This window comes from Herbaspirillum frisingense (assembly GCF_047325095.1).
GTDB lineage: Bacteria > Pseudomonadota > Gammaproteobacteria > Burkholderiales > Burkholderiaceae_D > Herbaspirillum > Herbaspirillum frisingense.
In genome coordinates this window covers 3,087,413-3,110,798 of record NZ_CP168558.1, presented here as the reverse complement: position 1 = coordinate 3,110,798, position 23,386 = coordinate 3,087,413, and the positions used below count along the sequence as shown (strand labels likewise).

Below are 23,386 nucleotides of genomic sequence, written 5' to 3'. Positions count from 1 at the left end.
CATGAACTTCGCGTCTTTTCGTATCGCCTTGCCACGGCCAGCCCGGTTCGTGCTGACGGCCGCCTTGTTGTCGGCCGCCTCCGCCACCCACGCGCAGCAACAGGATGATGCGCTGGCCGCCCGCGTGGATGCCCGCATGGAGCAGATCCTTGCCCGTTATCCGGTTCCCGGGGCCAGCATCGCCATCGCTTATCAGGGCCGGCTGGTGTACCAACGTGGCTATGGCATGGCGCTCACCGAAAGCAATACGCCGGTCACGCCCCAGACGCGTTTTCGCATCGGCAGCATTTCCAAGGCGGTGACGGCGGTGGCGGTGCTGAGGCTGTTCCAGAACGAGTTGCCGCAGGTGCTGGATCACCCGGTCTTCGGCCCGCAAGGTCTGTTGCCCGATGCGGCCTATCCGGATTTCGCCCAGCCGCTGGACCAGCGCGTGCTCCGGATCACCTTGCGCCAGCTGCTGCAACACACCAGCGGCTGGGGTGGCAGCGACTACGACCCGCAATACGACCTGGTCAATATCGCCCGCGCACGCCAGGTCCCGGCGCCGGCCTCGGCACGCGACGTGATCGCCTACGTGCTCAAGCAGCGTCTGCTGGATGCTGCACCGGGCAGTGAATTCTTCTACAGTAATTTCGCCTATAACGTGCTGGGTCGCATCATCGAGCACAAGACCGGGCAGCCCTATGAGCAGGCGGTGCAGGCATTGGTGTTCGGCCCGGCCGGGATCGATGATGCGGTGATCGCCGGGGATCGCCGCAACGAGCGCGCTGCAGGGGAGGCCGGCTATTACGATGACCCGCGCTGGCCCGCCGTGGCCGACCGCGATGGCAGCGCGGCGACGTGTCCGGAATCCTATTGCGCCTATCATTTCAGGAGCATGGACGCCACTGCCGGCTGGGTGACCACGGCGGCAGACCTGGTGCGCCTGGTCGATGCGGTCCAGGGGCGCGGCAGCCCTGCATTGCTCAAGCCTGAAACGCTGGCCCTGATGAAGCAGCGCGATCCCAGGCTGGCAGAAAACAACTATGGCCTGGGCTGGGTGGTGACCCGTACCAACGGCATGGAAATCCTCTCCCACAGCGGTGCGCTGACCACCGGCAGCTACGCCTATCTGCAGTCGCGAGCCGATGGCTGGTCGTGGGCGGTGCTGATGAACCGCTTGCCGATTCCCTATCCGGCCGAACAGGGCGTGCAGGAACTGCAGGCCTTCCAGGTCGCGGTGCAACGCGGATTGATGACGACCATCGTCGATCCCGAACCACAGGCCCTAGCACACTGACGGCTGCGGACGGATCGCAGCCAGCCGGTAGTCGGCCATCAGGCCTCCAGGGTATCTCCCCGTGCCGGTTCATCGGCCATGAAGGGCAGGGTGATGTCCACCCGCAAGCCGCCATCCGGCCGATTCGCGGCGCGGATGCTGCCTTGATGGGCTTCCACGATACGTCGCGCAATCGACAGCCCAAGGCCGTGCCCGGCGCTGTTGCTCTTGGTGCGGCTGCTGCGGAAGAACAGCTCGAAGATGCTGTTCATCTCTTCCTCCGGCACACCCGGCCCACGGTCGAGAATGGACAGGTGCAGCAGCTTGCCGACCTCGTCGATCTCGGCCACGACCTGCACCGTGGTCGCTGGTGCGGTGTGCTTGATGGCATTGCGCAGCACGTTCTCGATGGCGCGATAGAGCAACTCCGGATTGCCCTGCACCTGCACCCGGCAGGCGATCTGGCTTTCCACCTGCTTGCCCAGGGTCTCTGCCTCGAAATTGGCGTCATTGATCATGTCCCCCAGCATGGGCTGGATGGCGATGGCTTCTTCCATCGAACCGGGGACATTGGCTTCCAGTCTGGACAGCGTCAACAGTTCACCCACCAGCTTGTCCATGCGCACGCTCTCGCGTTCGATGCGTTCCAGGGTCAGTTCCAGCTTGTCACGGTCCTGTACCCGCGCCAGACCGATGGCCATCTGCAGGCGCGCAATCGGCGAGCGCAATTCGTGCGAGACGTCATGCAGCAGGCGACGCTGGCTTTCCATCAGGGTGCGCAGCTTGGCGGTCATGGCGTCGAAATCGCGACCGAGGTCGGCCAGTTCGTCATTGCGCGCGCTCATCACCGGCTCCAGTTCCAGATCCAGGTTGCCATTGGCGGCCTGGTTGAAGGCGTTCTTGAGGTGGCGAATCGGATGCGAGAAATACCAGGCCAGCAGCAGGGCGAATATCAGGCTGGCCATCAGTGCCACAGCCAGCGGCATGGTCGGGAAGAACAGCGGCTTGGGTCCGCGTTCCTTCATGTAGCGGGGTTCGCGCCCGGGCATGCCGCCGGGTCCGGGGCCGGGCGGTGGCGCAAACTCATCGTTGGGCGCCGGAATGAACATCAGGTAGCTATGGCCGTTGGTGGCCTTGACCAGTTCCACCGAGCGTCGCTCGCGCTCGGTCGTCAACAGGTGCCGCGCCTCTTCCACCAGCTTGGGCGGTACTTCTCGACCCATCAGGTCCTTGTTCTCTTCATCCACCGCATACAGCTGCAGGCGATGCGGACGTCCTTCGTTGATCAGGCTGCGCAGCGCTTCCGGCCCGCCGAACTGCAGCGTGGCCGCCGCCGACCGGATCATGAACGAGGCCGGCGGACTGAGGTCGATTTCCGAGTTGCGGTTGCTGCGTTCCAGGTTTTCTATCCAGAACAGCACGCCCACGCCGAAGGTGGCGGTAATCTGGGCGATCGCGATGAAGAAGAAGAACTTCCAGAAAAGCCGGCCCACTTTATTCCTTGATGAACTGGTAACCGAGGCGATAGACGGTCTGGATGCAGCTCTTGTCGCTGCCCAGGGCGGCGATCTTCTGGCGGATGCTGGAAAGGTGGACGTCGATGTTGCGGTCGAAGCGCGCCAGCGGGCGGCCCAGGCCCTGCTCCGACAGGGTCTGCTTGCTGACCGGCTTGCCGGCATTGCGGGCCAGCACTTCCAGCAGGTTGAATTCGCTGCTGGTCAATTCCAGCGGCCGGCTGTTCCAGGTGGCGCGACGCTGTTCCGGCCACATCGACAGCGCGCCCACGGCCAGTGGCGAATAGGGCGTCTGTTCGCTGCTCTCGGCAGAAGCGCGGCGCAGGATGGCGCGGATGCGGGCGGCAATTTCGCGTGGTGTGCAAGGCTTGGGCACGTAGTCGTCGGCGCCCAGTTCCAGGCCGATGATGCGGTCGGTGTCATCGCCCTTGGCGGTCAGCATCACCACCGGCATGCTGCTCTTGGCGCGGATGCGGCGCAGGGTATCGACGCCGTTCAGGCGGGGCATCATCACATCCAGCACCGCGATGGCGTACTGGCCGGTGAGCGCCTCGGCGGCGCCGGCTTCGCCATCGTAGGCGACGTTGACTTCGAATTTTTCCTGCTCCAGGTATTCCTTGAGCATATCGACGAGCTCCACGTCATCGTCGATCAAAAGTACTTTAGACATCGCTGCATTCCATTCTCGAATTGCCCTGCCTCCAGGCCGCAGGGCGTCGGCAGCCCGTAATATGCCGTAAAAGGTTTTGCAGGAGTGTTTCCGGCCGTCTTTACAATTGCATCTTTACATTCATTTACCGCGTGCTGGTGAACCTGCTCGACAGGGTATTGCGCCCATCCCTCCTTGACCGATTTTTTCATCACCCGCTGATAGGCCGCGCCAGGCTTGACTTGCGGCAATGGCGCGCGCTGCGCGTGTTGACAGAACTTTACTCCGCTTTACGCTTTCCGGTTCAACTTAACAGGTCTTGATGACCGATACTGTTGGCCCTGACAAGGGAGCGACGCAAGGGGCGTCGCACACAATAAAAGGGGAGTGTCATGGCCATCAGCAGCGTTGGTTCCAGCAATTTCAGCCTGTCCGATCTGTCCGCCCTCAGCGGCACCAGCGGTTTTTCCACCAGCGCCACGCAGCGCATGGATGTGCCACCGCCACCACCGCCGCGTGGCGACAAGGGGGGAGGGCTGATCGGCGCGCTCAAGGATATTCTCGCCTCGCTGGGCGTGGCGCTTGATGCGACCGCCAGCAGCGCCACGGCAACCAGCGCCACCACCTCGGCCAGCACGACCTCTTCAAGCAGCAGCATTTCGGCTTCGAATGTCGATTCCAAGCTCGATGCCTTCCTGCAGGAACTCATGGCCGCCCTGAAAGGCCAGGACAATCCCCCACCGGGACCGCCGCCGGCACTTTCGTCGTCTTCTGACGGCAGTTCCTCCAGCAGCGTGTCGGCCACCAGCGAGGTCGACAGCACCAGTGGCTCCAGCAGCACTAGCAGTGCCAGCACCACGGCCACCGACACCACGGCGCGCTCCTACTCGCCAGCGGGTCGTCCGCCACCGCCCGGCGGTGGGCTGGAGGCAGACCTCAATAGCCTGATCTCCAGTCTTTCCTCCGGCAGCAGCGATAGCGGTGATGGCGCGAGCTCTTCACTGGAAAGTGCCTTCAGCAACCTGCTCAGTTCCCTGGGCGCATCGTCGACCACCACGTCGCTTTCCAGCTTCCTGCAAAACCTGCAGAGCAAGCTGGCGGCAGGCAAGACCACAGGCAACCTGATCGATACCACGGCGTGATCCGGCGGCGGCGTCACGAGCCGGCGGCGTGATAAGCTGCCGGCCATGATTTCTCCCGACCCCGCCAAACTGGCAAGCATCATGGGCCTGATGTGTGAGGCCATCGCCCTGCGTGGCGCCCAGCAACCTGCTGCTGCCGTGGCCGTGCTGGAGCAGGGACTGGCGCTGGACCCCGGCTTCCTGCCATTGCACATGCAGCGTGCCGATCTGCTGGTGGAAATGGGTGAGCTGGCCGGCGCGATCGTTGCCTACGAAGCCTGTCTGGATCTGGTGCCGGACTACCACGACGCGCGCGTCGCCCATCGCGCAGTGATGGCGCAATGGGCCGATACGCTGGCAGCCGCCCAAGGGCCGGAAGAGACGCCCGACACTGAGCGCGCCGCCACGTTGGCGCGCCTCTACTACAAGCTGGCGCAGCCACAACAGGCATTGGCCGCCCTTGCTCCTGCGCTACCGCTGGCCACCCTGGACCACCAGGCCTTGCATGCCGATATCCTGCTTCTGTTGAACCGTCACGAAGAAGCGCTTCACTGCTATTCGGAAGCCCCCCACAGCGACGACGGCACCCGCGCCCTGATTGCCTTCAATCGCGCCGACATCCTGCGCCGTATGGGCCGCATCGATGAAGCGCAAGCCGCCTATGAAGAGGCTCTGCGCTGGCATGCCGATTTCCCGCAGGCCCAGGCCGGTCGCGCCCACATGCTGCTGACGCGGCATGACTATGCACGGGGATGGCCAGCCCATGAAGCCCGTTTCGCGATAGCCGAACTGGCCCGGCAGGGCATCAGCAGCCCGAGCCCGCGCTGGCAGCCAGGCCAGGATGTACAGGGAAAGCGAGTGCTATTGTGGGCCGAACAGGGGCAGGGCGATTGCCTGCAATTTTCCCGCTACATCCCACTGGTCGCACAGCGTGCCGCGCAGGTGACGCTCTGCGCCCCCGCAGCGTTATTGGCGGTGCTCGCCCCCTCCTTGCCCGGGGTGGACTGCGTGTCCCACGCACATGAAGCGCCGCCCCATGATTGCCATGCCTCGCTGCTGAGCCTGCCGTTGTTGCTTGCGTTGCCTGATCCTCGCCAGGGACCGCAGCCGCCTTATCTTTTTGCTGATCCTGGGCGCGTAGCGCAGTGGCAGGAGCAACTGGCGTTGCTGGATGGCGCTGGGCCGCGCCGTCCGCGTATTGGCCTGGCCTGGGCCGGACGGCAGTACGCCACCACGCATCCCAGCCGCGATGTGCCACTGGCCGCCTTGCTGCCGCTCTTGGACCTGCCGGCCGACTTCATCAGCCTGCAGGTGGAAATTCCCCTGGCCGACCAGGCCCTGCATCAGCAAGTGGCGGGCCGGCTGCACAGCTTGCCCTTGGCGGATTGGGCCGATACCGCAGCGCTGGCCTGCGCGCTGGACCTGGTGATCAGTGTCGATACTGCCGTCATACACCTGGCCGGTGCCCTGGGCCTGCCATGCTTTTTGCCGCAACGACTGGAAGGCGAGTGGCGCTGGGGCGTCGAGGGGGACTCCAGTCCCTGGTATCCCTCGGTCCGGCTGTTCCGCCAGCAGGAGCGCGGGCAATGGGCGCCGGTGGTGGCCGGGATGGTGGCCGCCTGCCGCGAGAAGTTCGCCGGCTGGTCGTAACGGCGGACATGAAAACGGCTGCCCTGGGCAGCCGTGGTCGCGGTGGAAGAGGGGAGTCCAGGATCAGCGGCGATTCTGCTTCATGGCCGCCTGGATTTCGCGCTGGCTGTCACGCTGCTTTTCGGTCTCGCGCTTGTCGTGCTGCTTCTTGCCCTTGGCCAGGCCGATATCGCATTTGACCCGGCCCTTGCTGTAATGCAGGTTCAGTGGCACCAGCGTATAGCCGGAGCGCTCCACCTTGCCGATCAGTTTGCTGATCTCCGCCGCATTGAGCAGCAGCTTGCGGGTACGAGTCGTTTCCGGATGCACGTGGGTGGAGGTGCTGGTCAGCGCACTGATGTGGCAGCCGAACAGGTAGACCTCGCCATTGCGCACGATCACGTAGGCTTCCTTCAATTGCACGCGGCCGGCGCGGATCGATTTGACTTCCCAACCTTGCAAGACGAGACCTGCTTCGAATCGCTCTTCGATGAAGTAATCGAAAAAGGCCTTTTTGTTATCAATAATGCTCATCTAAATAAAAATTCGTCTCGTCGGTTAAAATTGTGCCTTTGCGATTTTATCAAACGGATCACCCTCGATGGCAGTCGTTCACAAAACCGTCCTGATCAACTATAGCGCGGAGCAGATGTTCAACCTGGTCGACAAGGTTGAGGATTACCCTGAATTCCTGCCCTGGTGTGGCGGTGTCGAGGTGTCTGAACGCAGTGACGATAGTCTCACGGCCAAGCTCAAGATCAACTACCACGGCCTGAAACAGTCCTTCAGCACCCACAATACCAATGTGCGCCCCACCAGCATGACCATGCGCCTGGTGGAAGGCCCGTTCAAGCATTTCGAAGGTCGCTGGAGCTTCAAGCCGCTGCGCGAGGATGCCTGCAAGATCGAGTTCGACATGGAATATGAATTTTCCAGCCGCATCCTGGAGGGCGTGATCGGCCCGGTCTTCAGCATGATCGCCAACAGCTTCGTCGATTCCTTCTGCAAGCGGGCCGAACAGATATATGGCTGAAGCGGCCCCTTTGCAAGTCCAGCTCTGCTACGCCGCGCCCGGACTGCAGATTCTCAGGGATCTTGAGGTGGCCCCGGGCTGCACCATCCAGCAGGCCATCCTCGACAGTGGCCTGCTGCGCGAACAGCCGGCCATCGACCTGTCCACCTGCAAGGTCGGCATCTTCGGCAAGGTCAGGCCGCTGGATACCCCGCTGCGCGAACATGACCGCATCGAAATCTACCGTCCCCTGATCGCCGACCCCAAGCAATCCCGCCGGCGCCGGGCCGCGCACCAGGAGCGCGGGCAGGGCGAATAGCCCGCGCGGCTTGCCGGGCTACCTATAACGCGCAGGATATCCCGCATTTTTACGACGCCCGGAGGCAGAAACGCAAGCAGAGCAAGACGCGCGATCAAGTTTTCTGTATAATTCGCTTTTGCGCCTATAGGAAACACTATGCGTCTTCTCCAAAAAGCACTCACGTTCGATGATGTGCTGCTCGTTCCGGCCTTTTCGGACATCCTCCCCAAAGATACTTCCCTGACCACGCGCCTGACGCGCAACATCTCGCTGAACATCCCGCTGGTGTCGGCTGCGATGGATACCGTCACCGAAGCACGCCTGGCCATTGCCATGGCGCAAGAAGGCGGGATCGGCATCATCCACAAGAACCTGACGCCCAAGGAACAGGCGCGCGAGGTTTCCAAGGTCAAGCGTTTCGAGTCCGGCGTGGTCCGCGACCCGATCACCATCCCCCCCACCATGAAGATCCGCGACGTGATCGCGCTGTCCAAGCAGCACGGCATTTCCGGTTTCCCGGTGGTTGAAGGCAAGGCACTGGTGGGCATCATCACCAACCGCGACCTGCGTTTCGAGCGAGAGCTGGACGCCGAAGTCCGCGCCAAGATGACCCCGCGCGACAAGCTGGTCTACGTCAAGGAAAACGGTTCCAGCGCCGATCCCGAAGAAGCCAAGCGCCTGATGAACAAGCACCGCCTGGAGCGCGTGATGGTCGTCAACGATGCCTTCGAGCTGCGCGGCCTGATCACCGTCAAGGACATCGAAAAATCCACCGAACACCCCTTCGCCTGCAAGGACGAACACGGCAAGCTGCGCGTGGGCGCCGCCGTCGGCGTGGGTCCGGACAATGACGAGCGCATCGAGTTGCTGGTCGCTGCCGGCGTGGACGTGATCGTGGTCGACACCGCCCACGGCCACTCCGCTGGCGTGTTGAACCGCGTCAAGTGGGTCAAGACCCGCTACCCGCACGTGGAAGTCATCGGCGGCAACATCGCCACCGCCGCCGCTGCCAAGGCACTGGTCGAACATGGTGCCGACGCCGTCAAGGTCGGCATCGGTCCTGGCTCCATCTGCACCACCCGTATCGTCGCTGGCGTGGGCGTACCTCAGATCTCCGCCATCGCCAACGTCGCCGACGCCCTGAAGGGGACCGGCGTACCGGTGATCGCCGACGGTGGCATCCGCTTCTCCGGCGACGTCGCCAAGGCGCTGGCCGCCGGGGCGTCCGCCGTGATGATGGGCAGCATGTTCGCCGGCACCGAAGAAGCCCCGGGTGAAGTGATCCTGTACCAGGGCCGAAGCTACAAGTCCTACCGTGGCATGGGTTCGCTGGGCGCCATGGCCGACGGTTCGGCCGACCGTTACTTCCAGGACGGCGACAACACCGCCGACAAGTTCGTACCGGAAGGCATCGAAGGCCGCGTCGCCTACAAGGGCTCGGTGGTCGCCATCCTGTATCAGCTGGTGGGCGGCGTGCGCTCCTCCATGGGTTACTGCGGTTGCGGTTCCATCGACGACTTCCGCGAACGCGCCGAATTCGTCGAAATCACCTCGGCCGGCATGCGCGAATCGCACGTCCACGACGTGCAGATCACCAAGGAAGCCCCGAACTACCGCGCCGAGTAATTTTCGATGCGGCCACAGCCCGACAGTCCACCGGCATTGCGCCAGGCTGTCGGGCTGTTGAATTTTTCAGCAGTCCATTTTCAACGTAGCTAACGTAGCCAGACCTCATTGCCCATGTCCACGCATTCGCATTCGAAAATCCTGATCCTCGACTTCGGTTCCCAGGTGACCCAGCTCATCGCTCGCCGCGTGCGCGAAGCCGGTGTGTTTTCCGAGGTATTCCCGCATGATGTGACCGACGAATTCGTGCGCAACTACGGCGCGGCCGGCGTCATTCTCTCCGGTGGCCCCAACAGCGTCACCGAAGGCGACACCCCGCGCGTACCGCAATCGGTATTCGAACTGGGCGTGCCGGTCCTGGGCATCTGCTACGGCATGCAGGCCATGGCCGAGCAACTGGGCGGCAAGGTCGAAAACGGTCACCTGCGTGAATTCGGCTACGCCGAAGTGCGCGCCCACGGCCACACCAAGCTGCTGGAGAACATCAGCGACTTCACCAATGCCCAGGGCCACGGCATGTTGAAGGTCTGGATGAGCCACGGCGACAAGGTCAACGACATGCCGGCCGGCTTCAAGCTCATGGCCTCCACCGGCAACTGCCCCATCGCCGGCATGGCCGACGAAGAACGTCGCTTCTACGGCGTGCAGTTCCACCCCGAAGTCACCCACACCGTGCAGGGCAAGGCCATGCTGGCGCGCTTCGTGCACGAGATCTGCGGCTGCCAGTCGGACTGGAACATGCCGGACTACATCTCCGAAGCCGTCGAGATGATCCGCCAGCAGGTCGGCAGCGATGAAGTCATCCTGGGCCTCTCCGGTGGCGTGGACAGCAGTGTGGCTGCGGCCCTGATCCACCGCGCCATCGGCGACCAGCTGACCTGTGTCTTCGTCGACCACGGCCTGCTGCGCCTGGACGAAGGCAAGATGGTCATGGAGATGTTCGGCAAGAACCTGGGCGTGAAGGTGATCCATGTGGACGCTACCGCCCAGTTCATGGGCCATCTGGCTGGCGTCACCGATCCCGAAGCCAAGCGCAAGATCATCGGCCGCGAGTTCGTCGAAGTGTTCCAGGCCGAATCGGCCAAGCTGACCAGCGCCAAGTGGCTGGCCCAGGGCACCATCTACCCGGACGTGATCGAAAGCGCCGGCAAGGGCAAGAAGACCGCCCACACCATCAAGAGCCACCACAACGTCGGCGGCCTGCCGGAAACCCTGAACCTGAAGCTGCTGGAACCCCTGCGCGAACTGTTCAAGGATGAAGTCCGCGAACTGGGCGTGGCCCTCGGCCTGCCGCCGGAAATGGTCTACCGCCACCCGTTCCCCGGCCCGGGCCTAGGCGTGCGTATCCTGGGTGAAGTCAAGAAGGAATACGCCGACCTGCTGCGCCGCGCTGATGCAATCTTCATCGAGGAACTGCGCAATACGAAGGATGACGACGGCCAGAGCTGGTACGACAAGACCAGCCAGGCCTTTGCCGTGTTCCTGCCGGTGAAGTCGGTAGGCGTGATGGGTGACGGCCGTACCTACGAATACGTCGTGGCCCTGCGCGCCGTGCAGACCCAGGACTTCATGACCGCCCACTGGGCGCACCTGCCGCATGAACTGCTGGGACGCGTGTCCAACCGCATCATCAATGAAGTCCGCGGCCTGAACCGGGTGGTGTATGACATTTCGGGGAAGCCGCCAGCGACCATTGAGTGGGAGTGATGTGGGGTCTGGCAATCTCAGACGCTTGAAAGCATCAAATCGCCATGAAGCCCGCATTACTGCGGGCTTTTTGCGTTCCTGCATCCAGCGAGGTTTCAAAGGCCGGTAGCGGCTTTTCTGCCCTTCAGTACTGGGTAAAGTGGAGTTTCGCCGGCCTCAGGCGCCGCCGCGCTCGACGATCACATAGTGCTTGCGCATCGGCTCCACCACCTCGAACACGCCCTTGAAACCCGCCGGGATCACCATGGCATCCCCCGGGCCGGCTTCGGCAGCCAGTCCTTGCTCATCAATGACGCGGCAGCGACCTTCCAGCACGTAGAAATATTCATCTTTGGTCGGTGCAAAGGCAATGCGCCAGCTGCCTTTTTCGCAGGCCCAGATGCCGGCGTTGATTTCGCCGCTGGCGCTGGTGAAGTGGTTCCAGGTGGTGCGCAGGGGATTGCCTTCCAGGCGGCGCTCTTCGACGGGGTGGTCATGTTCGGGAGCGGGGGAGCCTAGGCGGAATTGGGTGATGGCGGTCATGGAATGGGCCTGCAATTTAAGGATAAGGACGAAAAAGGACGAAAAAGGAGGAAAAAGGGGATAAGGCGGGCGGTCGATCAAAGGGCAGCAGTGTACCAGCAGCGTGCTACTGCCGCGCTGGCCGGCACCAAGTCCGCCTACCCCGGTCACACCGTGCATGAACAGGATCGAGGAGGCAGGCATGGGCAAGATCTGGATCGGTATCTCCGGCTGGCGTTACGCGCCCTGGCGCGGCAGTTTCTACCCCAAGGGACTGCGCCAGGATGACGAGCTGGGCTATGCCTCGCGCATGCTGCCGAGCATCGAGCTCAACGGTTCCTTCTACGCCCTGCAGCGGCCGGAAAGCTATCAGCGCTGGTATGAGTCCACACCACCCGGCTTCGTCTTCAGCCACAAGGGCAATCGCTTCATCACCCATACCCGTCGGCTGAAGGATATCGATGGCGCCCTGGCCAATGTCTTCGCCTCCGGCGTATTCAACCTGAAGGAAAAACTGGGCCCCTTCCTGTGGCAGTTTCCGCCCAGTTTCAGTTATGAGCCGGAGGCCCTGGAGCACTTCCTGAGCCTGCTGCCACACGATACCGAAGCCGCACAGAAACTGGCCCGTGGACATGAGCCGCGCATGGAGGGCAGGGTGCAGCTGGAGATCGACAGGAAGCGCAAGCTGCGCCATGCCATGGAAATCCGCCATGACAGCTTCGTCGACGAGTCCTTCATCAAGCTGCTGCGCAAGTACAAGGTCGCACTGGTAGTGGCCGATGCACCCAAGAAATGGCCCTACCAGGAAGACGTGACGGCTGATTTCATGTATCTGCGCCTGCACGGTGACAAGCGCCTCTACCAGAGCGGTTACAGCGATGAGGCCATCGACGCCTGGGCCGAACGCATCCGGGCCTGGGCCGGAGGCGGTCAGCCGGCGCAGGGGCCGCGCATTGCGTCCGGTGCGCCACGGCAGCGCGCCAGTCGTGATATCTATTGCTATTTCGATAACGATATAAAGGTCAAGGCGCCGTTCGACGCCCGGCGCCTGATTGAACGCCTGGGTCTGAAGCTGGACTTGCCCCAGCCCGGCGAACCCCTGGAATGGCGCAAGTGATCAGTTTCGTGGACTGAAAACTGACAAATCGTAGCTGCTTCCATATAATAATGATTCTCATTATTAAGAATCATGCTCATGGAAGCCCGGTTACTCGACAGGCAGGAAAGCGATGCATTGCAAAGGATGTACAGCGGCCATCACGGCTGGCTGCTGCAATGGCTGCAACGCAAGCTGGGTAACCGTGGCGACGCGGCCGATCTGGTGCAGGACACCTATATCCGGGTGGCCACGGGGCGCAGCATGCCGAACCCGGAGCAGGCGCGCCCCTATCTGGTCCAGATCGCCAAGCACCTGATGATCGACCTGCATCGGCGTCGCAAGCTGGAGGCAGCCTATCTGGAGGCCCTGGCAGCCTTGCCCGAAGCCCATGCGCCGTCGCATGAAGACACCCTCATCGTGCTGCAGACCCTGGCGGCCATCGATGCGGCGCTGGAGGGGCTGCCGCCGAAGGTGCGGGAAACCTTCTTCATGTCGCAATTCGACGGCATGACATATAGCGCTATCGCCGCGTCCCTGGGCATCGCCGTTGCCACTGTCCGCAAGCATATGCTCACGGCCACCCGGGCCTGCTTCCTCGCCATGCAGCAGTGCGGCGAACCGGTCTGCGCATGCTGAGCGCCGCGACTCCGCGCCCGGACGCCGCGGATGGTGTCACCGGAGACGCCCTGGACCAGGCCTTGCAATGGTTCGTGATCCTGGCCTCCGGCGAAGTCACCCCCGCGCAACGACAGGCCTTCGCCACCTGGCTGCTGGCCAACCCGGCCCATGCCCGGCAGTGGGAAGCGGTGAGCCGCTTCCAGGGCATGCTGCAGGGCATGCCGTCGCAGGCGGCGGGCCAGGCCTTGCGCGGCCGTGGCGCCCGTGGCCCCCGCGGCCCTGTCCGGACGAGCCGGCGGCAGGTGCTGGCCTTGCTGCTGCTCGCCGGCGCACTGTGCTACGACCGTCGTCACACCTACCTGGCGCTGACCGCCGACCAGCGCAGCGCCGTCGGCGAACGGCGCGAGCTGGTGCTGCCCGATGGCAGCAGACTGGTGCTCGACAGCGATAGCGCTGTCGATATCCGCTTCGCCGATGGACTGCGGCGGCTGGTGCTGCGACGCGGTGCCATCATGGTCGAGACCGCCCACCTGGCAGGCTGGGCGGAGCAGCCCTTTTATGTGGATACGGCCCATGGGCGGGTGCAGGCTTTGGGGACACGTTTCGTGGTGCGCCAGGAAGCGTCGCCCGGATGGCGCCAGGCCGGCCGCAGTCGGGTCGAGGTGATGGCAGGTGCGGTCCGCATCACCCCGGCACGTAACGCCGCGGGGAGCGCGCTGGTCGGGCAGGGGGAGCAGGCGGTTTTCGACGATGTCATCGTGGGCGCGGTCGCTGCGCTCGACCCGAATGCGCAGGCCTGGACCCAGGGCATGCTGATCGCCCGCGAGCGGCCCCTGGGCGATCTGCTGGCCGAGCTGGGGCGTTATCGGCCGGGCCTGTTGCAGGTCGATGATGCGGTGGCGCAGATTCCGGTCAATGGCGTCTTCCCGCTGGAAGATACCGACCGCGTGCTGGCGGCGCTGGAGCATGCCTTCCCGATCCGCATCCAGCGTCACACGCGCTACTGGACCCGGGTGGTCGCTGCCGCGCAGAAAAAATCCGGCCAGCCATAGCACTTTTGGATTCTCGTTCGTAAAGCAGATGAAGACCTTCACTTTTCATCGCTAACGAGGATAACAATAATGCGCCATCAGTCGCTTCGTTCTACCGCCACCACCCATCGCGCCCGCGGCACCACCGGTGCAACCCGTCCGCTCAGGGCACTGTCCACCACCGCCCATGTCCTGATGGCCGGTAGTCTGCTGCTGGCCGGTGTCGCGCTGGTCATGCCGGCCAGTGCGGCCACACCGGTGGCGGCCGAGCAGAGTCTGCCGTTGTCCATTCCTGCCGGTCCGCTGGACCAGTCCCTCAACCGCCTGGCCGCCAGTGCGCGTCGCCTGCTGGTGGTCGATCCGGCATTGCTGCGCGGCAGGCAGGCGCCCGCCGTGGAAGGCAATCTGCCGGTGAGCCGCGCGCTGGAACAGTTGCTGTCCGGAAGTGGCCTGGTGGCGGATCAACGCGACGATGGCAGCATCCACGTACGCAAGTTGCCGGCGCAGTCCTCCAACCTGCCGGCCCTGACCGTGGTGGCCACCAGCGCCGCCGATCCGGGGGCCGGCCTGCAGCGTCCGGCCAGCAGTGGCGCGCTGGGATCGCGCTCGCTGCTGGAGACGCCGTTTTCCATCACCGTGGTGGACAAGGACGACATCCAGGAGCGCCAGGTCACTACCGTGGAGCAGGCCTTTCGCTACGATCCGTCGGTGACCTCGGCCAGCGGCGAATACGGGCGCGGGTCCTCGCTGCTGGTGCGCGGCCTGGGCATCGATGACACCAACGGTTTCAAGATGGATGGCCTGGCCCTGCCGGGCTGGGGCAACGACCTGTTGCCCATGGAAGTGTTCGAGCGCGTGGAGCTGCTCAAGGGGCTGTCGGGCTTCATGTATGGCTTCGGCTCGCCGGGCGGGATCATGAATTACGTGCTCAAGCGGCCCACCGACGAGAATCTGTTTGCCGTCGATGTCGGCTACAAGACCGGTTCGCTGTTCTCCAAGCACATCGACATGGGCGGTCGCGCCGGCGACGACCAGCGCCTGGGCTACCGGATCAACCTGGTGCAGGAGCAGGGCGGCACCTACTTCAAGGGCGGCTCGCTGGATCGTACCGTGGCCTCGCTGGCCACCGACCTCAAGCTGAGCCCGGACCTCAAGCTCAGTTTCGATACCGTCTATGCCCGTCGCAAGTCCAATGGCAACGCCTTCTGGGGCATGAGCCTGGCCAGCGGCCTGGACCTGCCGACCGCCATCGATCCGCGCACCCGCCAGCAACCTGAGGGCGCCTATTTCAGCAATGAAAACATCGTGGTGAGCACCGGCCTGGAATGGCAGCTCAATCCGGACTGGAAATCCAGCTTCAACTATCGCTACGCCCGTGAAGACGTGGATTACGTCTACGGCGACATCAGCATCAACGATGCGCTGGGTAATAGCAGCACGCAGGTCTATGGCGGGATCTACAGCTTCCAGTACCAGCAGCTGCAGGCCATGCTGGAGGGCAAGCTCAAGACCGGTGCGATCGGTCACCAACTGGTCTTTGGTGCCAGCCGCCAGCAATACGAGGTGCTGTCGGACCGGGCCTCGACCAGCACGGCCGTGGGTAGCGGCAACATCTACCGCGATTCGCTGCTCAGCGTGGGCGGCATCAGCAACGCCGGCCATTCCCAATACAGGGGTTCGGAGATCGTGCAGAACGCACTCTTCGCCAGCGATACCCTGAGCCTGGGCGAGCAGTGGTCGCTCATCGGCGGGCTGCGCTACACCCGCTTCGACCAGCGGGGTTACAACCGGGTCGGCGTGCAGACGACGACCTACCAGCGTTCCCCGGTCACGCCCACGGTGGCGCTGATGTTCAAGCCCCTGGCCGGCCTGACCACCTATGTCAGCTATGTCGAAGCGCTGGAGCGCGGTGGTACGGCGGGCGATACCACGGCCAATGCCGGCGAGGTCATGCCGCCCCTGAAGAGCAAGCAGATCGAGGCTGGCGTGAAGGTCGAGCAGGCCAACTGGAGCGCCACGGCGGCGGTGTTCCGCATGCAGCGGGCGGCGGAGTATGTCAACGCGGCCAATACGCTGGTGCAGGATGGCGAGACCCGCTACCAGGGCCTGGACCTGTCCGGTCGCTATGCGCTCACCCCGGCGCTGAACCTGGAGGGTGGCCTCATGTGGCTGGACGCCAAGTACCAGAGCGATTCCGCCGACCTGGCCGGCAAGCAGGTCGTGGGTGCGCCGCGCATGCAGGCTACCGCCGGTGGGCGGTACCGCATCGCGGGCGTGGCTGGCCTCAGCGTGAACGGCGGCCTGCGCCATGTCGGCCGCTCCAAGCTCGACACGGGCGCCCCCCAGCGTGAGTTGAGCGCCTACACCGTCATGGACGTCGGCGCCGTCTATCGCACCCGCCTGAGCGGCAAGGACGTCACCTTCAATGCCCAGGTACAGAACCTGGCCGACCGCCGCTACTGGGTCTACAACGGCGACAGCTACATCTTCGCCGGTGCACCGCGCACCCTGAGCCTGAACGCGCGCGTGGAGTTCTGAGAGCAAGGCTTGCCGGATCGCGCCATTGGCCGGTCCGGCTTTTTTGCGGCAAGCAAGGAGATCGGGTGAGCAGGGGCAAGTCAAGACGTGGATGGGGCGCGGGCATGACGCTGGCCGCACTGGCATCACTGGCAGCGGTGCTGGGCGTGTTGGCCTGGTCGTGGGGGCAGGCGGGGCCGGAATACGATACGGTCGCGGTGACGCGAGGCGATGTGGAGGCCAGTGTGGTGGCGGTCGGCAAGCTGCAGCCACGGCGGTTCGTCGATGTCGGCGCGCAGGTATCCGGACAGATCCAGCACCTGCATGTGCAGCCCGGCGATACGGTGAAGAAGGGCCAGTTGCTGGTCGAGATCGATCCCAGCGTGCAAAAGGCCACGGTCGACGCCGGACGCGCCGCCCTCAGCGGGCTGCGTGCGCAACTGGCTGAGCAGCAGGCCCAGCATGCCTTGACACTGCGCCAGGCGCAGCGGCAGCGGGCGCTGGACGCCGGTGGCGCCACCCGTACCGAGGACGTCGATATCGCCGAAGCCGCGCTGGCCCAGGCCGCCGCCCGCGTGGCCCACATCCAGGCCCAGATCACGCAGAACGCCGCCACGGTGCAGGCCGACGAAGTGCGGCTGGGCTATACCCGCATCTATGCGCCCATGGATGGCACGGTGGTCAACGTCGAGGCCCGCGAAGGCCAGACCCTCAACGCCACCTACCAGACCCCGGCCATCCTGCGCATTGCGGACTTGTCCGTGATGACGGTGTGGACCGAGGTGTCCGAAGCCGAAGTGCGCAAGGTACGGGCCGGCATGCCGGTCTATTTCTCGACCCTCGGCGGCGACCAGCGACGCTGGCAGGCGCAGGTGCGCCAGGTGCTGCCAGCGCCCAGCGGCGAGGGCAAGAGCCTGGACAGCGCACTGGCGCCCTCCAGCAACAAGGTGGTGGTCTATATGGCCCTGTTCGACGTAGACAATCGCGATGGCGCCCTGATGCCGCAGATGACGGCGCAGGTCCATTTCGTCGTGGCGGCGGCACGTGACGTGCTGGTGGTACCATTGGCCGCCGTGCGCAAGGACAAGGAGCGCCTGCTAGCACGGATACGGCTACCCGATGGGCGTATCGAGGAGCGTGAACTGCGGGCGGGCGTGCGCAACCGGATCAGCATGGAAGTGCAGCAGGGTGTGCAGGAAGGTGAACAGATCGTCATTGCAGAGAAACCGGGCCGGCGCGGTCTGCCGAGGTTCCAGCTGTGATGGCGGCCGCGACCGCCGCTGCCCTGATTGAACTGCGCGGCCTGCGCAAGGACTATGGCGGCCAGGATGGCAGCCCTGCGGTACAGGTGCTGCGCGGGGTGGACCTGCAGATACGCCAGGGTGAATTCGTCGCCATCGTGGGTGCTTCCGGCTCGGGCAAGTCCACCTTGATGAACATTCTCGGTTGCCTGGACCGTCCCAGCGCTGGCCAGTATCTGTTCAACGGCAGCGACGTCGCCGCCTTCGATGCCGACCGCCTGGCCTGGCTGCGGCGCGAGGCCTTCGGCTTCGTCTTCCAGGGCTATCACCTCATCCCCACCGAATCCGCCTGCGAAAACGTGGAGCTGCCGGCCATCTACGCCGGCCTGCCCGAACCGCAGCGACGGCAACGGGCGGCGGCGCTATTGGCGCGGCTGGGGCTGGCGCAGCGCCTGGACAACCGGCCGCACCAGCTCTCCGGCGGCCAGCAGCAGCGGGTGTCGATCGCCCGCGCCCTGATGAACGGCGGCCGCATCATCCTGGCCGATGAACCCACCGGGGCGCTGGACAGCCAGAGCGGCGCCGAGGTGATGCAGTTGTTCCATGAACTGGCCGACGCCGGCCACACCATCATCCTCATCACCCATGATCGTGAGGTGGCCGCTCAGGCCAGACGCGTCATCGAGGTCCGTGATGGCAGCATCATCGGTGACAGCGGCGCGGCCCCGGATGCACCTGCACAGGCCATGCCCGATCTCCGCGAGGCTGCCGCCAGCCAGCCACCGGTGCGCCGCTGGCGGGACGAATTGCGCGAGGCGGCGCGGGCTGCCTGGCGGGTGATGTGGGTCAACCGCTTTCGCACCGCGCTGACCTTGCTGGGCATCGTCATCGGCGTGGCCTCGGTGATCGTGATGATGGCCATCGGCCTGGGCACGCGCCAGCAGGTGGTGGCGCAACTGGGACGCTTCGGCTCCAACCTGATGTACATGGCCGCCATCGGCGAGAGTTCGCGCATCCCGGGACGCAGCATCACCCTGCAAGACCTGGAGGCGGTGGCCGACCTGCCCAACATCACCCATGTCCTGCCCAATGTGACGGGCAACAAGGTGGTGCGCCATGGCAACCAGGATATCCAGACCTATGTTCGCGGCACCGGCGCCGGCCTGCCCGAGGTCCAGACCTGGCCGCTGGCACGGGGCGCCTTCTTCACCGCCGAGGACGAACGCGAACTGGCCTCGGTGGCGGTGCTGGGCCACCGGCTGGCGCGCGAGCTGATGCCGGAGGTAACGGACCCGGTGGGGCAGATGGTGTTGATCGGCAATTCGCCGTTCCAGGTGATCGGCGTCATGAGCGAGAAGGGCGCCCTCAGCGGGGACCGCGACGAAGACAACCTGCTGCTCATGCCCTTTTCCACGGCCGGGGCCAAGGTCTTCGGCCAGCGCGAGCCGACCTATACAGTCATGGCGGTGGCCGATGTCGGTCGCATCCAGGACACCCAGCAGCAACTGGAAGCCTTGCTGCTGGAGCGGCATGGCATCCGCGACTTCAGCATCGGCAATGCCGCCGCCTCCATCGCCGCCGAAGCCAGCACGCGCGACACCATGACCATGATGCTGTCGCTGGTGGCGGCGGTGTCGCTGCTGGTGGGCGGCATCGGTGTGATGAACGTGATGCTGATGACGGTGCGCGAGCGCACCCGTGAGATCGGCATCCGCCTGGCCACCGGTGCCCGACAGCGCGACATCCTGCGCCAGTTCCTCACCGAGGCGGTACTGGTGACGCTGGTGGGTGGTGCCGCCGGGGTGGGTCTGGGCGTGGCGGTGGGGCTGGCACTGATGGCGGCCGGGGTGCCGCTGATCTTTTCGCTGACCCCCATGCTGGCGGCCTTCGGCTGCGCCGTGCTGACCGGGCTGCTGTTCGGCTACATGCCGGCGCGGCGGGCGGCGAGGCTGGACCCGGTGGTGGCGCTGAGCACGGCCTGAGCTGCTTGCGGGGCGGCAAACGCGTCCGGGCCGGTGGGGAGCGGCTATAATGAGGGCGTCCGTTAAAAATGTCGCTCCAACCAAGCGTCAGCATGGCGGCCGGCCCCGGCCAGCCTGCCCAGTTTCTGCGGCCCGCCCGCTCCGATATCGTGACCTACAGCATCAAAGAAATCTTCTATACCTTGCAAGGCGAGGGCGCGCACGCCGGTCGTCCGGCTGTCTTTTGCCGTTTTTCCGGCTGCAACCTGTGGACCGGGCGCGAGGAAGACCGCAGCCGCGCCATCTGCCAGTTCTGCGACACCGACTTCGTCGGCACCGATGGCGAGAACGGCGGCAAGTTCAAGAGCGCTGGCGAACTGGCGGCGATGATCGACAGCCTCTGGCCGGCCAGCTATGCGCCCAGCAAGTACGTGGTCTTTACCGGTGGTGAACCCCTGCTGCAGCTGGATGCCGCCCTGATCGGGGCGATGCATGCGGTGGGCTTCGAAATCGCCATCGAGACCAACGGCACCATTGCCGTGCCGGACGGGGTGGACTGGATCTGCGTCAGCCCCAAGATGGGGGCCGAGCTGAAGGTGTTGCGCGGCAGCGAGCTGAAAGTGGTGGTGCCGCAGGCCGGCCAGCCGCTGGCGGAGTATGAAAAGCTGGATTTCCAGCACTTCCTGCTGCAGCCCATGGATGGCCCGCTGGCGGCCGCCAATACCCGCATGGCCATCGACATGGTCAAGCACAATCCCAAGTGGAAGCTGAGCATCCAGACCCACAAGCTGCTCAACATTCCCTGAGCGATTTTTGCTTTTTTCTTCATGCGGCCCTGCGCCGCGTGATTACAATGACCTCATCCCGGCCCGCTGCGCGCAAGCTGCAGCTGGCTTCCTTGAAGAAACATTCATGCTGACCATTACCCGCAAACTCGAATTCGACGCCGGCCACCGTATCCCGGACCACAAGAGCCAGTGCCGCAACCTGCACGGCCACCGCTATACGCTGGAAATCACCCTGACCGGCGCGGTCATCGATATCGAGGGCAATTCCGACAACGGCATGATCATGGACTTCTCCGACATCAAATCCCTGGCCAAGGAACACCTGGTCGATGTCTGGGACCATGCCTTCCTGGTCTATGACAAGGACGCGCCGGTGCGCGACTTCCTGGCCAGCCTGCCGGGCCACAAGACGGTGGTCATCGGCAGCATTCCCACCGTCGAAAACCTGGCCCGCGAAGCCTTCGCCATCCTCAAGGCGGCCTACAAGGACCGTTATGGCACCGGCCTGCATCTGCAAAAGCTGGTGCTGCATGAAACGCCCAATTGCTGGGCCGAGATCACGGCCGACTGATGGACGCTTCGCTTCCGCTCGAGGCGGCGACGCCATCGACAGCACCGACGCCATCGGCGGCAACCGAAGCCGACCTGCGGCACATGCGTGCCGCGCTCGACCAGGCCAACAACGCCTGGGCGCTGGGCGAGGTACCGGTGGGCGCGGTGGTGGTCAAGGATGGGGTGGTCATCGCGACCGGCTTCAACCAGCCCATCGGCAAGCATGATCCGACGGCGCATGCCGAGATCATGGCCCTGCGCCGCGCCGCCGAAAAGCTGGGCAACTACCGGCTGCCCGGCTGCGAGCTGTACGTGACGCTGGAGCCCTGTGTCATGTGTTCCGGCGCCATGATGCATGCGCGTCTGGCGCGGGTGGTGTATGGCGCGGCTGATCCCAAGACCGGGGCCTGCGGTTCGGTGGTGAACCTGTTCGAGCAGGAAAAACTGAACCATCACACCGAGCTGCTGGGTGGCGTGATGGCCGAGGAATGCGGGCAGTTATTGAAAGAATTCTTCGCCATGCGGCGCGAACAGGTGAAGCAACAACGCCTGCAGTCGACGTCCGCTGAAGGTGAACAACAAGGTGGAGCAGCATGACAGCAGGGCGCGAACTTCTCGACGGACTGGTGCCGGCTGGCACCGGCGTGGCCATCGTGGCCCCCTGCGGCCATGCCGGGCTGGACCCGGAGGGCGTGCAGCGTGGCGTGGCCCTGCTGGAGTCGCTGGGTTGCCGGGTGCGCAACTTCTATGACCACGCCCACCGCTATCAGCGCTTTGGTGCCAGCGACGAACAGCGCGCCGCGCAGTTGATGGAGGCCGCCGCCGATCCGGAGATTGACGTGATCCTGGGGCTGCGCGGTTCCTACGGCATGAGCCGCATCCTGCCGGCGCTGGATATTCCGGCCCTGGCCGCCAGCGGCAAGCTGCTGGTGGGTTACAGCGATTTCACGGCGCTGCAGTGTGTCCTGCTGGACCAGTGCGACCACGCCGGCTTCCAGGGCCCGATGCTCAATGGCGACTTCGGCGCCCTGGCCCCTAACTGGCAGGCGCTGGCGACCTTCTGGCGCACCCTGAGCTCGCCGCAGGTGGTGGTGCGCAACTATCAGGGGGAGAGCGATGCCGAGCGTCCCGCCATTGGGGACCGCCGCACCGATCCGCTCAGCCCGGAAGTGCGCTGCGAGGGCAGGCTATGGGGTGGCAACCTGGCCATGGTGGCGCACATGGTGGGTCATCCGCGCTTCCCCAGGATGGATGGCGGCATTCTGTTTCTGGAAGATGTGAATGAACATCCCTTCCGCGTCGAGCGGATGATCCTGCAACTGGAGCAGGCTGGTGTGCTGGCGCGACAGCAGGCCATCGTGCTGGGCGACTTTTCCGGTTACCGGCTGGCCGAGATCGACAACGGTTACGATTTCACGGCGATGCTGGCCTTCCTGCGCCAACGCATCGCCACACCGATCGTCACCGGGCTGCCCTTCGGGCATGTGCGCGACCTGGTCACGCTGCCGCTGGGTGCCCATGCGGTGCTGGATGCGCAGGGCGCGCAAGGCTTCACGCTGACCCTGTCAGATTACCCGTTCCTGCCTCTGCGTCGGGCCTGAGGCCCGAGGCGGGCATCCCGCGCAGGCGGGGCAGGGTGCTTATTGCTCCTTGACCTCGACCTTAACCGCATCCTTTTCGACGGTGATCTTGCCGGGTTCGAAGCGTTTGCCATTCATCTGCAACTGATCTGGCGTGAAGGTATAGAGCGCGTAGTCGCGCAGGAACTGGTCGGCAGCGGCGTTGCCCAGCGCGGTCAGCTGCTGCGCGTACTGCGGCGGCAGGTCGGTGCTGTCGACCTTGTCCACCTTGGGGGCGTCCAGGCGCAGCGAGCGGGTGGCCGGGTCGTACTTGAAGGCGCTGCTCAGCGTCAGTACCGCATTGACCGGGCGCTGCAGCAGCAGCGGGTTGGCAATCTGCGCATCGACCACGGTGTTCATGCGGTTTTCGCCCGGCAACATGCCCAGGCGCGGATTGCTCAGGGTGACGTCGAAGATGTCCATGTAGCGCAGCTTGCGCGGGAATTGCGGCGCGATGGCGCTTTCCAGTTGCTGGCGGGACACGGTGTATTCGTTGGTCCAGATGTTGTAGCCGGTCTCGGCGGCCAGAGCGTGGCCCATGGCCAGGGTGGAGAGCATCAGGGTGGCCGCAAGGGCCGGGGTGGCTTGCTTCATGCTTGCAGTTTCCAGAGTGACAAAGTGGGTAGAGCCTCATCCAGTGGC

Annotated in this window: 22 protein-coding genes; 17 read left to right on the top strand and 5 right to left on the bottom strand. The window is 64.5% G+C overall.

Features of this window, described 5'->3' with window-relative positions:
- Position 1: 1 nt before the first annotated feature.
- Positions 2-1,279: a serine hydrolase domain-containing protein gene (locus tag ACEOAC_RS14310; RefSeq protein ID WP_413444428.1), complete on the top strand. Its 1,278-nt coding sequence runs from the start codon at positions 2-4 to the stop codon at positions 1,277-1,279.
- 38 nt (positions 1,280-1,317) lie between these two features.
- Here ACEOAC_RS14310 and ACEOAC_RS14305 read toward each other — a convergent pair whose 3' ends face one another.
- Together ACEOAC_RS14305 and ACEOAC_RS14300 are read right to left on the bottom strand one after the other, a co-directional pair.
- Positions 1,318-2,751, bottom strand: coding sequence for an ATP-binding protein (locus tag ACEOAC_RS14305; RefSeq protein ID WP_413444429.1), 1,434 nt, complete (start codon positions 2,749-2,751; stop codon positions 1,318-1,320).
- 1 nt (position 2,752) lies between these two features.
- Positions 2,753-3,442 (bottom strand): response regulator transcription factor, encoded by a 690-nt coding sequence (locus ACEOAC_RS14300; protein WP_039877189.1) that lies wholly within the window; start codon positions 3,440-3,442, stop codon positions 2,753-2,755.
- A 371-nt stretch (positions 3,443-3,813) separates the two neighbouring features.
- Here ACEOAC_RS14300 and ACEOAC_RS14295 point away from each other — a divergent pair, with 371 nt between their 5' ends.
- Together ACEOAC_RS14295 and ACEOAC_RS14290 are read left to right on the top strand one after the other, a co-directional pair.
- Positions 3,814-4,563 carry a hypothetical protein gene (locus tag ACEOAC_RS14295; RefSeq protein ID WP_413444430.1) on the top strand — a complete coding sequence of 250 codons (750 nt, stop codon included), beginning with the start codon at positions 3,814-3,816 and terminating at the stop codon, positions 4,561-4,563.
- Between the two features lie 45 nt (positions 4,564-4,608).
- Positions 4,609-6,192: a tetratricopeptide repeat protein gene (locus ACEOAC_RS14290; protein WP_413444431.1), complete on the top strand. Its 1,584-nt coding sequence runs from the start codon at positions 4,609-4,611 to the stop codon at positions 6,190-6,192.
- Positions 6,193-6,255: 63 nt separating this feature from the next.
- Here ACEOAC_RS14290 and smpB read toward each other — a convergent pair whose 3' ends face one another.
- Complete coding sequence (smpB, locus tag ACEOAC_RS14285; RefSeq protein ID WP_006465562.1) at positions 6,256-6,705, bottom strand: SsrA-binding protein SmpB; 450 nt, start codon at positions 6,703-6,705, stop codon at positions 6,256-6,258.
- A 67-nt stretch (positions 6,706-6,772) separates the two neighbouring features.
- On the opposite strand from smpB, the gene ACEOAC_RS14280 reads away from it, so the two are divergent.
- The 4 genes from ACEOAC_RS14280 (at position 6,773) to guaA (ending at position 10,817) form a co-directional block, all read left to right on the top strand.
- Entirely contained in the window at positions 6,773-7,204 is a 432-nt protein-coding gene (locus ACEOAC_RS14280) for a type II toxin-antitoxin system RatA family toxin (protein ID WP_006465561.1), read from the top strand.
- The gene (locus ACEOAC_RS14275; RefSeq protein WP_241813111.1) at positions 7,197-7,502 is read left to right on the top strand and encodes an RnfH family protein; all 306 of its coding nucleotides are present in this window, start codon (positions 7,197-7,199) and stop codon (positions 7,500-7,502) included. The genes ACEOAC_RS14280 and ACEOAC_RS14275 overlap by 8 nt, the downstream gene beginning before the upstream one ends.
- A gap of 138 nt (positions 7,503-7,640) precedes the next feature.
- Positions 7,641-9,110 carry an IMP dehydrogenase gene (gene guaB / locus ACEOAC_RS14270; protein WP_006465559.1) on the top strand — a complete coding sequence of 490 codons (1,470 nt, stop codon included), beginning with the start codon at positions 7,641-7,643 and terminating at the stop codon, positions 9,108-9,110.
- Positions 9,111-9,224: 114 nt separating this feature from the next.
- On the top strand, positions 9,225-10,817 hold the full coding sequence (guaA, locus tag ACEOAC_RS14265; RefSeq protein WP_006465558.1) for a glutamine-hydrolyzing GMP synthase: 1,593 nt from the start codon (positions 9,225-9,227) through the stop codon (positions 10,815-10,817).
- Between the two features lie 156 nt (positions 10,818-10,973).
- Here the strand turns inward: guaA and ACEOAC_RS14260 are convergent, their stop codons facing one another.
- The gene (locus tag ACEOAC_RS14260; protein ID WP_413444432.1) at positions 10,974-11,339 is read right to left on the bottom strand and encodes a cupin domain-containing protein; all 366 of its coding nucleotides are present in this window, start codon (positions 11,337-11,339) and stop codon (positions 10,974-10,976) included.
- 181 nt (positions 11,340-11,520) lie between these two features.
- Between ACEOAC_RS14260 and ACEOAC_RS14255 the strand changes: the two genes are divergently transcribed.
- From ACEOAC_RS14255 to ldcA, 10 genes are all read left to right on the top strand, one after another.
- Positions 11,521-12,435 carry a DUF72 domain-containing protein gene (locus ACEOAC_RS14255; RefSeq protein WP_413444433.1) on the top strand — a complete coding sequence of 305 codons (915 nt, stop codon included), beginning with the start codon at positions 11,521-11,523 and terminating at the stop codon, positions 12,433-12,435.
- A 78-nt stretch (positions 12,436-12,513) separates the two neighbouring features.
- Positions 12,514-13,053, top strand: coding sequence for a sigma-70 family RNA polymerase sigma factor (locus ACEOAC_RS14250; RefSeq protein ID WP_267966830.1), 540 nt, complete (start codon positions 12,514-12,516; stop codon positions 13,051-13,053).
- On the top strand, positions 13,047-14,087 hold the full coding sequence (locus ACEOAC_RS14245) for a FecR domain-containing protein (protein ID WP_413628423.1): 1,041 nt from the start codon (positions 13,047-13,049) through the stop codon (positions 14,085-14,087). The genes ACEOAC_RS14250 and ACEOAC_RS14245 overlap by 7 nt, the downstream gene beginning before the upstream one ends.
- Positions 14,088-14,156: 69 nt before the next feature.
- Positions 14,157-16,604 (top strand): TonB-dependent siderophore receptor, encoded by a 2,448-nt coding sequence (locus ACEOAC_RS14240; protein WP_413628422.1) that lies wholly within the window; start codon positions 14,157-14,159, stop codon positions 16,602-16,604.
- 104 nt (positions 16,605-16,708) lie between these two features.
- Positions 16,709-17,845 carry an efflux RND transporter periplasmic adaptor subunit gene (locus tag ACEOAC_RS14235; protein ID WP_413445549.1) on the top strand — a complete coding sequence of 379 codons (1,137 nt, stop codon included), beginning with the start codon at positions 16,709-16,711 and terminating at the stop codon, positions 17,843-17,845.
- Positions 17,845-19,806 (top strand): MacB family efflux pump subunit, encoded by a 1,962-nt coding sequence (locus ACEOAC_RS14230; RefSeq protein ID WP_413628421.1) that lies wholly within the window; start codon positions 17,845-17,847, stop codon positions 19,804-19,806. The genes ACEOAC_RS14235 and ACEOAC_RS14230 overlap by 1 nt, the downstream gene beginning before the upstream one ends.
- Before the next feature lie 149 nt (positions 19,807-19,955).
- Positions 19,956-20,591: a 7-carboxy-7-deazaguanine synthase gene (gene queE, locus ACEOAC_RS14225; RefSeq protein ID WP_413445098.1), complete on the top strand. Its 636-nt coding sequence runs from the start codon at positions 19,956-19,958 to the stop codon at positions 20,589-20,591.
- 106 nt (positions 20,592-20,697) lie between these two features.
- A complete protein-coding gene (gene queD / locus ACEOAC_RS14220) occupies positions 20,698-21,144 on the top strand; it encodes a 6-carboxytetrahydropterin synthase QueD (RefSeq protein WP_006712655.1) in 447 nt (148 codons plus the stop codon).
- A complete protein-coding gene (tadA, locus tag ACEOAC_RS14215) occupies positions 21,144-21,722 on the top strand; it encodes a tRNA adenosine(34) deaminase TadA (protein WP_413445094.1) in 579 nt (192 codons plus the stop codon). Before queD ends, tadA begins: the two co-directional genes overlap by 1 nt.
- Complete coding sequence (gene ldcA, locus ACEOAC_RS14210) at positions 21,719-22,726, top strand: muramoyltetrapeptide carboxypeptidase (protein WP_413445095.1); 1,008 nt, start codon at positions 21,719-21,721, stop codon at positions 22,724-22,726. Before tadA ends, ldcA begins: the two co-directional genes overlap by 4 nt.
- A gap of 39 nt (positions 22,727-22,765) precedes the next feature.
- Here ldcA and ACEOAC_RS14205 read toward each other — a convergent pair whose 3' ends face one another.
- Positions 22,766-23,338: a DUF1439 domain-containing protein gene (locus ACEOAC_RS14205; RefSeq protein WP_413445096.1), complete on the bottom strand. Its 573-nt coding sequence runs from the start codon at positions 23,336-23,338 to the stop codon at positions 22,766-22,768.
- Positions 23,339-23,386 lie beyond the last annotated feature (48 nt).

Excerpts from the sequence above, each read along its gene's own strand:
- ACEOAC_RS14310 (WP_413444428.1), top strand. The coding sequence starts at position 2 with ATGAACTTCGCGTCTTTTCGTATCGCCTTGCCACGGCCAGCCCGGTTC.
- ACEOAC_RS14300 (WP_039877189.1), bottom strand. The coding sequence starts at position 3,442 with ATGTCTAAAGTACTTTTGATCGACGATGACGTGGAGCTCGTCGATATG.
- ACEOAC_RS14295 (WP_413444430.1), top strand. The coding sequence starts at position 3,814 with ATGGCCATCAGCAGCGTTGGTTCCAGCAATTTCAGCCTGTCCGATCTG.
- ACEOAC_RS14290 (WP_413444431.1), top strand. The coding sequence starts at position 4,609 with ATGATTTCTCCCGACCCCGCCAAACTGGCAAGCATCATGGGCCTGATG.
- smpB (WP_006465562.1), bottom strand. The coding sequence starts at position 6,705 with ATGAGCATTATTGATAACAAAAAGGCCTTTTTCGATTACTTCATCGAA.
- ACEOAC_RS14280 (WP_006465561.1), top strand. The coding sequence starts at position 6,773 with ATGGCAGTCGTTCACAAAACCGTCCTGATCAACTATAGCGCGGAGCAG.
- ACEOAC_RS14275 (WP_241813111.1), top strand. The coding sequence starts at position 7,197 with ATGGCTGAAGCGGCCCCTTTGCAAGTCCAGCTCTGCTACGCCGCGCCC.
- guaB (WP_006465559.1), top strand. The coding sequence starts at position 7,641 with ATGCGTCTTCTCCAAAAAGCACTCACGTTCGATGATGTGCTGCTCGTT.
- guaA (WP_006465558.1), top strand. The coding sequence starts at position 9,225 with ATGTCCACGCATTCGCATTCGAAAATCCTGATCCTCGACTTCGGTTCC.
- ACEOAC_RS14260 (WP_413444432.1), bottom strand. The coding sequence starts at position 11,339 with ATGACCGCCATCACCCAATTCCGCCTAGGCTCCCCCGCTCCCGAACAT.
- ACEOAC_RS14255 (WP_413444433.1), top strand. The coding sequence starts at position 11,521 with ATGGGCAAGATCTGGATCGGTATCTCCGGCTGGCGTTACGCGCCCTGG.
- ACEOAC_RS14250 (WP_267966830.1), top strand. The coding sequence starts at position 12,514 with ATGGAAGCCCGGTTACTCGACAGGCAGGAAAGCGATGCATTGCAAAGG.
- ACEOAC_RS14245 (WP_413628423.1), top strand. The coding sequence starts at position 13,047 with ATGCTGAGCGCCGCGACTCCGCGCCCGGACGCCGCGGATGGTGTCACC.
- ACEOAC_RS14240 (WP_413628422.1), top strand. The coding sequence starts at position 14,157 with ATGCGCCATCAGTCGCTTCGTTCTACCGCCACCACCCATCGCGCCCGC.
- ACEOAC_RS14235 (WP_413445549.1), top strand. The coding sequence starts at position 16,709 with ATGACGCTGGCCGCACTGGCATCACTGGCAGCGGTGCTGGGCGTGTTG.
- ACEOAC_RS14230 (WP_413628421.1), top strand. The coding sequence starts at position 17,845 with ATGGCGGCCGCGACCGCCGCTGCCCTGATTGAACTGCGCGGCCTGCGC.
- queD (WP_006712655.1), top strand. The coding sequence starts at position 20,698 with ATGCTGACCATTACCCGCAAACTCGAATTCGACGCCGGCCACCGTATC.
- tadA (WP_413445094.1), top strand. The coding sequence starts at position 21,144 with ATGGACGCTTCGCTTCCGCTCGAGGCGGCGACGCCATCGACAGCACCG.
- ldcA (WP_413445095.1), top strand. The coding sequence starts at position 21,719 with ATGACAGCAGGGCGCGAACTTCTCGACGGACTGGTGCCGGCTGGCACC.
- ACEOAC_RS14205 (WP_413445096.1), bottom strand. The coding sequence starts at position 23,338 with ATGAAGCAAGCCACCCCGGCCCTTGCGGCCACCCTGATGCTCTCCACC.